Here is a 13,171-nt window from a genome sequence, read left to right on the forward strand (position 1 = left end):
CTGATACGCTCCGCGCATGAAAACAGACTATCCATATCCGTTGCTGGCGCGCGAGGGTTGGCCTTTTATCGCACTCTTTCTGGGTGTGGCCATCGTGCTCCAGGTGCTCACCAACAGTTGGTGGGCATTGCCCTTCTATCTGCTTTTTCTCTTCAGTCTTCAGTTTTTCCGCGACCCGCGGCGACCGTTGCCCACTTTGTCGGAGCGATCAGTGCTGTGTCCGGCAGACGGCAAGGTAATCGCCATCGAGCAGGTCGAAGACCCCTATCTTTCCCGTCCCGCGCTCAAGATCAGCATTTTTATGAACGTGTTCGATGTGCACGTCAATCGCATGCCGGTCAGCGGACAGGTGCAGAAAGTCTGGTATTTCCCCGGTAAGTTCTTCAATGCTGCCCTTGACAAGGCATCTCTGGAGAATGAACGCAACGCCCTCTGGGTCAGGACGGGCGACGGCAGCGATGTGACCGTCGTGCAGGTGGCAGGCCTGGTCGCACGACGTATCGTCTGTTATATCGGTGCCGATGCGGCAGTGGTGTCGGGGCAGCGCTTCGGCTTTATCCGCTTCGGTTCGCGGGTGGACACCTACTTGCCGCTGGGTGCCCAGCCTTTGGTGGCCATAGGGGAGCGGGTGCGTTCCGGCGCCCAGTGTATTGCGACCTTGGGTGTGCGGCAGGCATGAATCCCAGATATCCGCGCCGTGGCGTTTATGTCCTGCCCAATCTCTTTACCACGGCCAGCCTTTTTGCGGGTTTCTACTCCATCATCGCTTCCATCAATGGCCACTACCGAGTGGCGGCCATGGTCATCTTCATCGCGATGATGCTCGATGGGCTGGACGGGCGTGTGGCACGGATGACCCATACGGAAAGCGCATTCGGCGCGGAATATGATTCATTGGCGGATGTGATCGCTTTTGGTATGGCACCGGCCATTCTGGTTTTTCTGTGGGGGCTGCGGGATTTCGGCAATTTTGGCTGGCTGGGGGCCTTTGTTTATACGGCCTGTGGCGCCCTGCGCCTGGCTCGCTTCAATACCCAGATACATAGCGCATCCAAGCGCTACTTCCAGGGTTTGCCCATACCTACGGCAGCGGCCGTGCTGGCCAGTCTGGTTTGGGTGGCGGTAGGGGAGGGATACCCCTGGCTGACGCAGATCAGCGAATATCTGGCGCTGGGACTGGTCTACGCGCTGGGTTTGCTGATGGTCAGCAATGTTCGCTTCCGCAGTTTCAAGGATTTCGACCTGCACGGGCGGGTGCCCTTTGCGTTGGCGATTCTGGTGGTGCTGGCGGTCGCCCTGGTGGCCGTGCATCCGCCGCTGGTCCTGTTTATCGCCGTGATTTCCTATGTAGCGATAGGTCTGTTGCAGACCCTGTGGCAAATTCGCAGCCGCCGTATTCAGCGTCAGCGCGGTGGTTCCGGCCACTGATCCGGCGGTTCTTCCGTCGCGCCCCAGTGCAGGGCACGTAACTGGCTGAATTTTTTGTGTTGGTGTGCCTGCATACGGGTGAGAATGTCGTTCAGGGTATGCACCGCCTCCACGGCGTACGGGCCTTTGTTGAGCATCACGCACTCGGCGCGTACCCCCATGGCCGCGTCAGTGAATTCGGGCCGGGAGATGACGCCTTTTTTGGTGAGTTGTTCCAACACCTGAGTGGCCCAGATGACGGGCAGATGTGCCGCCTCCGCCAGCCAGAGTATCTCTTCCTGGACTTCTGCCAGCCGTTCCGGACCCACTTCGACAGCCAGATCACCGCGCGCGATCATTACGCCCATCGGTTGGCGCCCGAGCGCGGCAAGCAGGATCTCCGGCAAGTGGTGAAAGGCGCTGGCCGTTTCTATTTTCGCGATGACACCCAAGTGTTCGCCTTGCCGCTGACGCAGGGCCTCCAGCATGCTGCGCATGTTCCCGGCGTTCTCCACAAAAGAAAAACCGACGAGATCCGCCAGGGGAATAATCGTGCCCAGATCGTCCAGGTCTTTGGCGCTAAGAGCCGGAAGTTCCAGGGCGAGGCCGGGAAAATTGAGACCCCGGTCCGGCAGCAGGCGGGCGCCTCCTGGTTTGGTTTTGGTGATGCGCAGTAGCGCTCCTTCGGAGGTCTGTTCCAAGACTACGGCGGCGATCTTGCCATCGTCCACCCACACCTGCTGACCGATGGGCAACTGGGGAATGACCTCGGGGACGGTGCAGGAAATCCTGGCCGGCCGCCCGTTCAGGGCGGGTCCGCCGGGTCCGCCCTGACTTTGCAGCAGGAGCGAATCGCCGATTTCCAGATGCAGGGGGACGACGCTTTGGGGAATGCCGGCGAAGTATCCCTGCACATGGCGGCGGCGCCGGCTCTGGCAACGGTTCCCGGCAGTGAAATAACAGCCTTGCGTGGCTTGCAGCGTGATCACCTCGTTTTCAACCCGTTCCACCACCAGCACACGCTCCTTGCCGCGGGCGTCGTGGCAGAGCAGGTCTTCGCCCTGCTGGGGCATCGCGCTGCCGGATACCAGGAGGAGCAGGCAGTCCACTCCCGAGGGCAGCGAGGATGACGCCTGATGGCAGGCCATCGCGGTCATGCGCGCCGGTTCCAGCAGACGGCCGAGGCGGTCCCGTTCGGGACGCAGATGGATCACTCCCGGTGCATCGGGAAGGGGGCCGGTGCGGATCTTATGCCCGGCGAGGTCGGCGAGAATTCGGCAGGGCTGGCCCGTATCCCGACTCGCGGTACGAACCTGTTCAGCGAGCCTCCGCCATATGCCTGGGCTATCATGGGCGCAGTTGATCCGCGCGATGTTCATGCCGGCAGTGAAGAGTCTGCGGAAAAAATCGGCATCGTCGGCGCGATCGCCGGACAGGGTCACCATGATGTGGGTGCTGCGCTGGTGCGGCGGACTGCCGAGTAGGGCCAGGGTGTTGTCCGTAAGAGCCCGCTGACCCTGCTCCCGAGTGATGGCCGTGGCGTCGCTGAAATCGGCGGGTGGCATTTGCAGGGCAGCATACAATATCTGCAGGGTACACTGCACGCTGTCGAGCACGTGACTTTCGGCGCGGCCGAGGGAAGAGAGTCCAGCGTCTGACAGGGCCCCCTGCAGGGGGCGCAAATCGACGCTGCGCAGAGCCAGGTAGTGCAGCATGTTACGGATGCCGGGATGCCACGGCAGGCTGGGGTCCTGCTGCTCCAAAAGAGGAAGTTGGGCCGCTTCACTCTGGACAATCCGCGTGCGAAGCCCTTCAAGGGCTTCCCGAAGGTCCTGCCATGCCTTGTTCAAGCGTTTCGGCCGCTGCGTCATAGCCGAAGTATATCCGATGAATATTGCAGTATGATGACAGTATGGCTTCGTCTGGAAAGAGGATATGCTGAACCCTCCATAGGGGGGCAGTCCTACCTGGCGGGTGCCAGTGATCGCGGTTGATCGTGAACCCGTGGGGGCCGAAGGAGAAGGGAGGTTTGGCAGATGTTTAACCAGATATTACTGGCGGCAGACGGGAGCGATGCCTCCGCAGCCGCAGTGGCGACCGCCATTGGACTGGCGCGGGAGCAGCGGGCCCAGTTGCTGGTCGTGCATGTCGTCGATGTCTACGCCATGTATTTCGCAACGCCTGAGTCCATCGACTTTCTGGTGGCTGCCGGCGAAGGCATCCTCAAGGCGGTACAGGACCAGGCGCTCCAGTCGGGCGTGGTGGCCCACACCAAACTGCTGCAGTCGGATGTGGGCGGGCGTCATATCAGCGAATTGATCATCGATGAAAGTAACGCCTGGCCGGCCGACCTGGTTATCATCGGCAGTCATGGCCGACGCGGCCTGAACCATTTTTTGCTCGGGAGTGTTGCGGAGGGGGTTTGTCAGCGCGCCAGGACGCCGGTGCTTTTGTCGCGATAGCGAAGCCCTGCGCGGCGGTAGTCCGGTAGGAAGGGTTTTTTCCGTTGGCGGCATTTATTGGGACAGCGGGCAGCGCATGGGCGGCGCGTCAGTGACCCGGCTGGTGTTGTGCCCAGCGCACGGTTGGTAATTGACTGAGTATGTCGGGATTCTGCCAGCCGGGCTGACGATGTTCGATGAGCACATCGGTGGTGATGCCGCCGCGCACATACCAGCGTCCCAGCAGGCGCAGATAGCGCGGGTTGATCAAGCAGATCAGATCGTCGGCGATACGGTTGGTCATCGCTTCGTGAAAGGCGCCCTCGTCGCGGAAGCTCCAGAGGTAGAGCTTGAGGGATTTCAGTTCGACATTGTGCTGATCCGGGATAAAATCCAGCATGAAATGCGCAAAGTCGGGTTGTCCCGTTAGCGGGCAGAGGCAGGTAAATTCGGGCAGATCCATGTGTACCACATAGTCCCGCTCGGGGTGGGGATTGGGGAAACGCTCTAATTCCCTGCTGGGTTGACTGGGCATTCGCAACTCCTCATCATCGGTGCTTCATCCATTCGGCACACTATAGCAAAACACCCTTTCATGCGCCTCTCGGCCATCATCCTTCAGGGCTTTAAATCTTTTCGCGAAAGTACGCGCATCCAGTTCGACGCCAATCCGGTGGTGATCATCGGCCCCAATGGCTGCGGCAAATCCAATACCGTTGATGCGGTGCGCTGGGTACTCGGTGAATCCTCGGCACGCCAACTGCGCGGTGGCTCCCTCAGTGACGTGATCTCCAATGGCGGCGGCAGTCGGCCGGCCGCATCGGTGGCGACAGTCGAACTGCGCTTCGATAACAGTGACGGGGCGGCACCGGGTGCCTTTGCCGGAGCGGCTGAAATCAGCGTCCGGCGCAGTCTGGACCGCAAGGGCGATGGCCATTACCGGATCAACGGCGCCCGCTGCCGGCGACGCGATGTGGGGGATCTGTTTCTCGGTACGGGACTCGGCGGCAATGCCTACGCCATCGTTGAGCAGGGGACCGTCGGGCGCATCGTCGATGCGCGGCCGGACGATCTGCGCGCCATTCTCGAAGAGGCGGGGGGCATCAGCCGATATAAGGAGCGTCGGCGGGAGACCACACAACGCATCGCCGAAACGCGGGAGCACCTTCAGCGCTTGTATGATATCCACGGCGAGATGGACGGCCAGTGGCAGCGCCTGCAGCGGCAGGCCGAGTCTGCGCAAAGGTTGCGCGCCCTGCGGATGGAGGAGCGTCAATGGCAGTGGTGGGGTCTGACCCTGCGCGTGGATGCCCTGGAAGCAGAGCGTCGGCAGAGCCTGGAGCAGCGCTCCCGGCTGCAGGCGAAATACCGAAGGGAGGAGCACCTTCTTGACGCGGTGACCCAGTCCCTGGACCAACTCCGTGCGGAGGACCGGCGCATGCAGGAAAACATCGCCGCGGCGCAGGGCGAACTGTATGCGGTGCAAGCCCAGCAGAGCGATATGGAACATCAGCTGCGAGAGCACCAAGCTGCCCTTCAGCGCGTGCAGACCAGTCTGGACCAGGGCCAGGCACAGCAGCAGAAAGTCCGGTCTGAGCAGACATGCCAGGCGGAAGACGAAAACCAGCGGCAGCGGCGTTTGCAGGATTTGGCTGCGCGACGGCAGGCACTGAGCGGCGAGGAGGACAGTGCCCGACGCCTGCGGCGGGAAGCGGAGCGGGAACTCGAAAAACAGGATGAGGAACGTCAGAACCAACAACAGGCTCTGGCCGAAATGCGTCGCAAACGGGATGTGACGACGGCGCAAATCCGCGAACTGGAGCCTCGCCTGGAGGATATCGAACGCCGCCTGCAGCAGCAGTCCGCGAACATACCCTCGGAACGCGCCGCCATGGAAGCCCTGGCAGCGCTTTGCGATGCCGCAGAAACCGTGTTGGCGGAAGCCGCATCGGACCTTCGGACACATCGGGAAGCGCTGGAAACCCTCCAGACCCGGATCGTCGTTTTGCGAAATGCCCGCGATGACACTCTGGCCAAGGCGCAGGAATATGGTGCCCGGCAGAAGGCGCTGGAGGGCCTGCTGCAGCGGCTGCAAAAACCGCAGGCGCGAAATGACCCCGCTGGCTCGCGGCTGGTGGACCAGATACGCGTGCAGCCCCGCTGGGAGCGTGCGCTGGAGGAGGTCTTGGGCGATCGCCTGAACGCTCTGGTGATGGAGGGCAACAACATGGTCACCCAGGGCAGCATGTTGTGGGTGAGCACGGTCATGCCGGTCGATCTGCCGCCGGATGCGTTGCTGCAGGTCTTGGAAATGCCTGAGACTTTAACTTTGGGATTGAGTGACTGGCTGTGGGGGCTGCGCATGGCGCCGGACTTGGCCTCCGCCCTTGATCAACGTCACCAGCTACGGGCGGGAGAGGCCTGGATTACGCCGCAGGGGGTGCTGGTGCATCGTTCCGGGGTCGCGTATCCGGAGCATGAAGACGGCGCCAGCCTGCTCCAGTGCCGCCGTGAATTGGCGGAAAATGGGGAGTGTTTCCAGCGGGCGCAGGCGGATGCAGCCGCCGCCCATGCCGCGTTGATCGCGGCGGAACAACAGGCGCGCACCCTGCAGGAGCAGGTCAGAAGGGCAGATGCCCGCTGGCAGGAGATGGGCCGGCAAAGCGCCCGGGAGCGGGAGTCTCTGGTTCGTCTGCGCAGCCGGGTAGAGACAGAAGAACGGCAGCGTGCGGAAAGGGCGGCCGAGTCCCAGCGCCTCGACGTCGAACGCAACGCCTTGGAAACTCGTTTGTATGGACTTCGTCAGGAACTGGCGGCTGACGACCGCGGATGGCAGGACCTCGAGCAGGCGGTGCTGGACTCTCGACGGATGACGGATACGTTGCGTCGCCGGGTGGACGAACTGCGCGGAATTCATGGACGCGTGCGGGGGGAATATCAGGCGCTGGAACTCCGGCAGCAGCGCCTGCAGGCCGAATCGGAAGCCGCCATCGCCCGCGCCAAAGACCTGCAACAGCAGTGGGACCAGCTTGCTGCCACTGTCGCCGAGAATGAAGGGGAACTGCTTCGGCTACAGGCTGCCCTTCCGGAAATGCTCGAGGCACGAGATGCGGTGGGAGCATTGCGGGCGGATCGTAGTGTGCATCTGGAGGCCTTGCAGTCAGCGGCACAGACTGCAGAGCAGCAGATTCGCGAACAGGAAAGCCATCTCCATGCCCTGGACAATGGGTTGCGCGCCTTGCAGAAGTCCGAGGCTGCCGTCGATCAGCAACTCGCGGGCCTACAGGCGCGTCTGGATGAACTGCAGCAGCGTGCCGCAGTGCTTGCGCAGGATTTAGGCGACGATCCGGGGCCTTGCCCGGATGCGACACGCTGCGAAGAGAGTCTTACCCGAATCGGCGCGGCCATCGCCAGCCTCGGCAACGTGAATCTAGCCGCGGAAGACGAGTTGCGGGAACTGGAAGGGCGCCGCGATAACCTGCAGGCTCAGGTGGAAGATGTGGAATCTGCTCTGCACGGCCTGGCGGAGGCTATGGCGGCCATGGATCTGGAGACGACGGTTCGCTTTCGAGACACCCTGGATAAGGTCAATCAGGCCTTGCAGGAACTCTTTGCCGTTCTTTTTGGCGGCGGACAGGCGCAACTCAGTCTGGTGGGCGAGGATGTGCTGGACGCGGGACTGGTGCTGCGCGCCCAGCCTCCGGGCAAGCGTAACGCCACTCTGCAGCAGCTTTCCGGTGGCGAAAAGGCCCTCACCGCCATCGCGCTGGTGTTTGCGCTGTTCCACCTGAACCCCGCGCCCTTCTGCATATTGGATGAAGTGGATGCGCCACTGGACGACGCAAATGTGGGGCGATTCTGTCATCTGGTGCAGAAAATGGCGGCGCAGACCCAGTTTTTGATTGTGACCCACCGCAGCCTGACCATGCAGGTCGCAGAGCAACTGGTGGGTGTTACCATGACCGAACCGGGTGTCTCCCGCGTCGTACGGGTGGATGTGGCGGATACCCTGGCGCAGACAGCCTCCCGTGAGGGAACTGCGCCCTAGTGCGGATTCCGGCTGGAATCGATGTTTCCGGATATTAGTACAACGCCATATCAACATGTTATAGTATCGCTTCTATGTTCCCCGGACGCCAAGCAAAAATGTCGAGCGCAAAATTTACCGTATCTCGATGTAGATGTTCCGGTTCGCGGCGTGGAGCAGGTACGGCAGATCAAGGTGTTTCGTGTTTCACATGGGCGAACGATATCTTATTTATATGTTGGCATGATATACATATACTGCCACAGTATGGAGCGTGATATGGATACGGATTTGCTACCATATGCTGCATATAATAATCGGGCTATAGAGTTGTTGTCCCGTATGCAGGCCATAATCTCTGAACAAGCGAACGATGCTGTCGAGTCGTTTTATCGTTCTTTAAATGATATTCCCGAAGCGCAAAGCATCATATCCATACTCTCGGAAGATGATTTTTATTTTCTCAAACGTAAACAGGTTCAGCATCTTTTGCTGTTGTTGTCGCCTGGCACCGCAATGACGGATCAGGCTCTTTTATCGCGGTCAGCGGGATATAGGCATGCATCCATAGGCGTTGATCAGATCGTTTTAAAGAAGGCAAGCGAGCACTATTTGAAGTACTTGTTGAATTCTATAGAGAGACGTGATTTTTCTATGTTCTATCAATTGGTAACCATGCGTCTCGCATTTGATATCAAATCTCAAATAGATGGATACAAGGATTATGAGTTGTATTATATAAATGCTATAGATGGACTTGGTGTTGATTCAGAATGTATCGGTCCTGCCGCAGACGTTAATTCTTGCGCACGTAATATGGCAAGAAAAATAATGCAGATTCAGTTTGTTGAAGGAGTTGTAATCGGTAATGTCGATGGTGAGGTTGTGGATGTATTTTACCGCCTAGGGATAACCCCAGGAGTTGATCGCCATACAAGAAGAATGCGTCTGGAATTGTTAAAAATTGTTACCTCTGTTTGGGAGGACAGGAATCCTGTATATATTCAAAATGTAGAGAATTGTCCATTATTGGAGGGGCATGATATGCGTCGGTGTTTATCCGCCGGCATCCGGTCAATCGGGGTCTGGCCGTGTCAGGGGGCGGGTGGGCACGTTGAAGGTTATTTGATGATATTTTTTAAGTACCCAGGTGCCATGCATGGCGAGCAGAACATTATGTACTGGTCTACCATTTCCCAAAAAGTTGGTTCGGCGTTGGAGGCTGTAATGGCCAGGCGTATCACCTGACAGGTTCACAAAGCCAACTTCGCAGACGCCGGACGCAGAGAGAGAATCGGCCAGCCCCGCTCTTCGGCCAAGGTGCGCAGACGCGGATCAGGATCCACGGCTACTGGCCGGGTGACATATTCGAGCAGGGGCAGATCGTTATATGAGTCGCTGTAAAAGCTGCTGTCCCCGATGCTTTGATTCCAGTCCAGGCCCTGTGTCTCCAGCCAGTCGCGCAGACGTTGCACCTTGCCGGCCTGGAAACAGGGAAGGCCGATACTGCGGCCGGTAAAGTCTCCGGAGGCCGTTTCCTCAGCCTCTGTCGCCAGCAGGTGGGCGATGCCCAGTTCCCGGGCGATGGGTGCCGTCACAAAGCGATTGGTCGCAGTGATGATGACCAGGGTGTCGCCCTGCCGGCGATGATCCTCGATCAGGGCGCGGGCTTGGTCGGAGATCATGGGCAGCACCCGCTCCTGCAGATATTCCCGGTGCCAGGCATCGAGCAGCGCTCGGGGATGCGCCGCCAGAGGGGCCAACTGAAACTCCAGGAAGGCGTGAATATCCAATTCGCCCGCCAGGTATTCTGCATAGAACTGATCATTCATGCGGTGGAAGCGCTCTGTATCGACAATGCCGCGACTGGCGAGAAACTCCATCCAGGCATGGTCGGAGTCGCCGGAAAGCAGGGTGTTGTCGAGATCAAAAAGGGTGAGGGCCATGGGTTCTTCGTCCAGTCGAGGGGGCCGTAGCGAATACTCGCGAATTATACCAGAAAGTGTATTTGCGATATGCTGGCGCAGCAAATATTTCCAGTTTTTTACAGAAGGAGCCGGCGGTGGAGCGGGTCAACCATACTGACTTCGAGCGTATTCAGCAATTGCGTGCGGAATTGGTGGCGGCCAATAACGCCTACTATCGGGAAGATTCGCCGACCCTGAGTGATGCCGAGTACGATGCGCGCCTGCGCGAACTGCGCTCCCTGGAAGACCGTAACCCCCAATGGCAAAGCGCCGACTCTCCGACCCGTAGGGTCGGGGCGGCTCCGGTGGAGGTCTTTGGGGAAGTGCATTATGCCATACCCCTGACCTCTCTCGACAATGTTTTCGATCAAGACGGTTTTGGCGACTGGCTGGCGCGCGTGCAGAAGGGGCTCGGCCGCGAGGATGTTCCGCTCAGTGCTGAACCCAAGTTTGATGGCCTCTCGGTCAACATTCGTTACATCGGCGGTAAGCTGGTACAGGCTGGTACCCGCGGAGATGGCCAGACCGGTGAAGATGTCACCGCCAACGTCCGCACCATTCGCAACGTCCCCCTGCAACTGACCGGCAAGGATTGGCCGGAACTGCTGGAAGTCCGTGGAGAAGTGGTCATCCCCGTGGCCGCTTTCCGGCGTCTGAATGGCGAGCGCCTGCGCGCCGGGGATAACCCCTTCGCCAACCCCCGCAATGCGGCGGCAGGCAGTCTGCGACAACTGGATTCCAGGGTAACGGCAAAGCGCCCCCTCGCATACTTCCCCTGGGGATGGGGAGAAAGCAGCGTGCCACTGGGGACAAGCCACATCGCGGTTATGGAACGCCTTTCCGCCTGGGGCTTCGAGGTGACCTCCTACCTGCGCGGTGTTCACGAACTTACGGAATGCCAACGCTATTTCAGCGAGATGCAGAAAATACGCGAAGGCATGCCTTTTGAAATAGACGGCCTCGTGTTCAAAGTTGACGATCTGCCCGCCCGGGAACAGTTGGGCTTCACCGCCCGCGCACCGCGTTGGGCCATTGCCTATAAATTTCCGGCGCACGAAGAGCGTACCGTGGTCGAAGATATCCTGGCTTCCGTAGGGCGCACGGGCGTGATTACTCCTGTGGCTGTCTTGAAGTCCGTGCAGGTGGGCGGCGTGACCGTGAGCCGCGCCAGTTTGCATAATCAGGATGAAGTGGATCGTAAAGATATTCGCGTGGGCGACACGGTGCTGGTACGCCGCGCCGGCGACGTAATCCCGGAAGTGGTCATGGTGATCAAGGAGGAACGGCCGCCTGCGACACCACCCTGGCACATGCCGCAGCGTTGTCCGGTCTGCGACTCGGAGGTCTTGCGCCTGGCCAATGAATCGGCGCATCGTTGCATGGGCGGGCTATATTGTCCGGCACAGCGGATGGGCGCCATCCGGCACTTTGCGTCGCGTCGGGCCATGGACATCCGGGGGCTGGGCGAAAAGCTCGTACAGCAACTGGTCGGGCATGGTCTGGTGCACACCGTGGCCGATATCTACCATCTGGATGAAGCGGCTCTGTGCGGCTTGGAGCGCATGGCCAGCCGTTCGGCGCAAAAGCTCCTCGCCGAAATCGATCGCTCCCGCCATACCGCCTTGCCCCGTTTTCTCTACGCCCTGGGTATCCGTCAGGTTGGGGAGGGTACGGCCAAATCCCTGGCCATCTATTTCGGGGATCTGGACCCCCTGATGGCCGCAACGCCGGAGCTTTTGCAGAACATTCCCGATGTAGGGCCTATCGTGGCGGAATCCGTTGCCCATTTTTTCGCCCAGCCCCATAACCGCGACGTCATTGCTGCCCTGCGCACCGCGGGAGTACAGTGGGCTGTGGTCCAGCCGCAAAAAGGCGGGCGTTTTCAGGGTATGACCCTTGTGCTCACTGGAACCCTGGACAGCATGACCCGGGAAGAGGCCAAAATCGCCATAGAAAATGCGGGCGGGAAAGTCAGCAGTTCCGTGTCGGCCAAAACAAGCTATGTGGTAGTCGGCAAGGACCCAGGCAGTAAGGCCGAAAAAGCCACAAAGCTGGGTGTGAAACAGCTTACCGAGGCGCAATTTTTGGCGATGTTTTCAGAAAAGGAATGACCATGCAGCAGAACAGAACATTCCGCTTGAATGTTGTCGATGTCCATGGAGAAGTCTACACCGGTATGGCGCGTTTTGTGGCGGTACCGGCGGAACTGGGTGAGATCGGTATTCTGCCGGGGCATGCGCCCCTGCTGTCCGGGCTGCGGCCCGGCGAGTTACGCATTACCCAGCCAGACGGCCAGACGCAGATTCTTTTTCTGGAGGGTGGAATGCTGGAGATTCAACCCGATATCGTAACCATCCTCGCCGATGCCAGCCTGCGGATTGCGGATATCGATATTCACGAAAGCAGGGAACGCATCAAGGACGCACAAAGTACGCTGGCGAAACGTGCGGTTCCGGCGATGGATTTTGCCCGCGCCGAACTGGAATTGCAGCGGGAAGTGGCAAAATTGCATGCGTACCAGCGCTACCAGATACAGGAGCAACGGGGTGGCGGTACGGGCAATTATCATTGGGAGCGCCCGGCTTTGCAGAATGTGCCGAAGGTGAACGTGCAGGAACTGGAGGATTGACGGCTCCGGGCCGGGTATGGGGCCGATGGACGCCGCCGCCTATGACGCCTGGTATGATACCCCTCGCGGGCGCTGGATCGGCATGGCGGAGTTCCGCCTGCTTTCCAGGCTCCTGCAGACGCAGCCGGGGAACACACTTCTGGACGTGGGGTGTGGTACCGGCTGGTTCACCCGCCGCTTTGCCGAAGAGGGCCTCCTCGTCACTGGCCTGGATCCCAACCCGGACTGGCTTGCCTTCGCCCGCGCCAAGGGCCCCCCTGAGATCCGCTGGATAGCCGGAGATGCTCGCGCACTGTCTTTTCCCGACCGCAGTTTCGACCAGGTGGTTTCGGTTGCGGCACTGTGTTTTGTGGAAGATGAGCGGCGGGCCGTGGCCGAGATCGTGCGGGTGGCGCGCCGGCGTTTCGTCATCGGCTGGCTCAACCGGGCAAGCCTGCTTTATCGACAGAAAGGGCAGGGCGGCGGGAGCGGGGCCTACCATGGGGCGCACTGGCATCGTCCCAACGAGTTGCTCGACTTTTTCTCCGGTTTGCCGGTACGCCGACTGGCGGTGCATTCCGCCATATTTCTTCCTGCCGGGGACGGGATGGCGCGAACGCTGGAACATCTGCTGCCCCACACGCTGCCCTGGGGCGGCCTGGTAGTCATTTCGGGGGAGGCGGAATAGCCACGCCATGGGAATGGTGGCCATCGATTGGAT

At 60.0% G+C, this 13,171-nt stretch carries 11 protein-coding genes; 8 read left to right on the forward strand and 3 right to left on the reverse strand.

Features of this window, described 5'->3' with window-relative positions; all coding sequences use genetic code 11:
- Nucleotides 1–16: 16 nt before the first annotated feature.
- Both AFERRID_RS09880 and pssA read left to right on the forward strand, forming a co-directional pair.
- Nucleotides 17–679, forward strand: a complete 663-nt coding sequence (locus AFERRID_RS09880) for a phosphatidylserine decarboxylase (RefSeq protein WP_113527028.1) — start codon at nucleotides 17–19, stop codon at nucleotides 677–679.
- On the forward strand, nucleotides 676–1,428 hold the full coding sequence (pssA, locus tag AFERRID_RS09885) for a CDP-diacylglycerol--serine O-phosphatidyltransferase (protein WP_012536330.1): 753 nt from the start codon (nucleotides 676–678) through the stop codon (nucleotides 1,426–1,428). Before AFERRID_RS09880 ends, pssA begins: the two co-directional genes overlap by 4 nt.
- On the opposite strand, the gene AFERRID_RS09890 is transcribed toward pssA, so the two are convergent.
- A complete protein-coding gene (locus tag AFERRID_RS09890) occupies nucleotides 1,404–3,278 on the reverse strand; it encodes a pyruvate kinase (protein ID WP_126605115.1) in 1,875 nt (624 codons plus the stop codon). The genes pssA and AFERRID_RS09890 overlap by 25 nt on opposite strands.
- A 165-nt stretch (nucleotides 3,279–3,443) precedes the next feature.
- Here AFERRID_RS09890 and AFERRID_RS09895 point away from each other — a divergent pair, with 165 nt between their 5' ends.
- Nucleotides 3,444–3,869 carry a universal stress protein gene (locus AFERRID_RS09895; protein WP_113527026.1) on the forward strand — a complete coding sequence of 142 codons (426 nt, stop codon included), beginning with the start codon at nucleotides 3,444–3,446 and terminating at the stop codon, nucleotides 3,867–3,869.
- Nucleotides 3,870–3,957: 88 nt separating this feature from the next.
- Here the strand turns inward: AFERRID_RS09895 and queF are convergent, their stop codons facing one another.
- Nucleotides 3,958–4,383, reverse strand: coding sequence for a preQ(1) synthase (queF, locus tag AFERRID_RS09900; protein WP_126605116.1), 426 nt, complete (start codon nucleotides 4,381–4,383; stop codon nucleotides 3,958–3,960).
- 60 nt (nucleotides 4,384–4,443) lie between these two features.
- Between queF and smc the strand changes: the two genes are divergently transcribed.
- Nucleotides 4,444–7,896, forward strand: a complete 3,453-nt coding sequence (gene smc, locus AFERRID_RS09905; RefSeq protein WP_126605117.1) for a chromosome segregation protein SMC — start codon at nucleotides 4,444–4,446, stop codon at nucleotides 7,894–7,896.
- A gap of 258 nt (nucleotides 7,897–8,154) precedes the next feature.
- A complete protein-coding gene (locus AFERRID_RS09910) occupies nucleotides 8,155–9,123 on the forward strand; it encodes a protoglobin domain-containing protein (RefSeq protein ID WP_126605118.1) in 969 nt (322 codons plus the stop codon).
- Nucleotides 9,124–9,128: 5 nt separating this feature from the next.
- Here the strand turns inward: AFERRID_RS09910 and AFERRID_RS09915 are convergent, their stop codons facing one another.
- Nucleotides 9,129–9,821 carry a histidinol-phosphatase gene (locus AFERRID_RS09915; RefSeq protein WP_113527022.1) on the reverse strand — a complete coding sequence of 231 codons (693 nt, stop codon included), beginning with the start codon at nucleotides 9,819–9,821 and terminating at the stop codon, nucleotides 9,129–9,131.
- A 116-nt stretch (nucleotides 9,822–9,937) separates the two neighbouring features.
- On the opposite strand from AFERRID_RS09915, the gene ligA reads away from it, so the two are divergent.
- From ligA to AFERRID_RS09930, 3 genes are read left to right on the forward strand one after another with little or no spacing between them, the layout of a single operon-like run.
- Nucleotides 9,938–11,953 carry an NAD-dependent DNA ligase LigA gene (gene ligA / locus AFERRID_RS09920; protein ID WP_126605119.1) on the forward strand — a complete coding sequence of 672 codons (2,016 nt, stop codon included), beginning with the start codon at nucleotides 9,938–9,940 and terminating at the stop codon, nucleotides 11,951–11,953.
- A gap of 2 nt (nucleotides 11,954–11,955) precedes the next feature.
- Nucleotides 11,956–12,471, forward strand: a complete 516-nt coding sequence (atpC, locus tag AFERRID_RS09925) for an ATP synthase F1 subunit epsilon (protein WP_012606638.1) — start codon at nucleotides 11,956–11,958, stop codon at nucleotides 12,469–12,471.
- A 16-nt stretch (nucleotides 12,472–12,487) separates the two neighbouring features.
- Nucleotides 12,488–13,138, forward strand: coding sequence for a class I SAM-dependent methyltransferase (locus AFERRID_RS09930; RefSeq protein WP_126605120.1), 651 nt, complete (start codon nucleotides 12,488–12,490; stop codon nucleotides 13,136–13,138).
- The last annotated feature ends 33 nt before the right edge of the window (nucleotides 13,139–13,171 follow it).

This window comes from Acidithiobacillus ferridurans (assembly GCF_003966655.1).
Taxonomy (GTDB): Bacteria; Pseudomonadota; Gammaproteobacteria; order Acidithiobacillales; family Acidithiobacillaceae; genus Acidithiobacillus; species Acidithiobacillus ferridurans.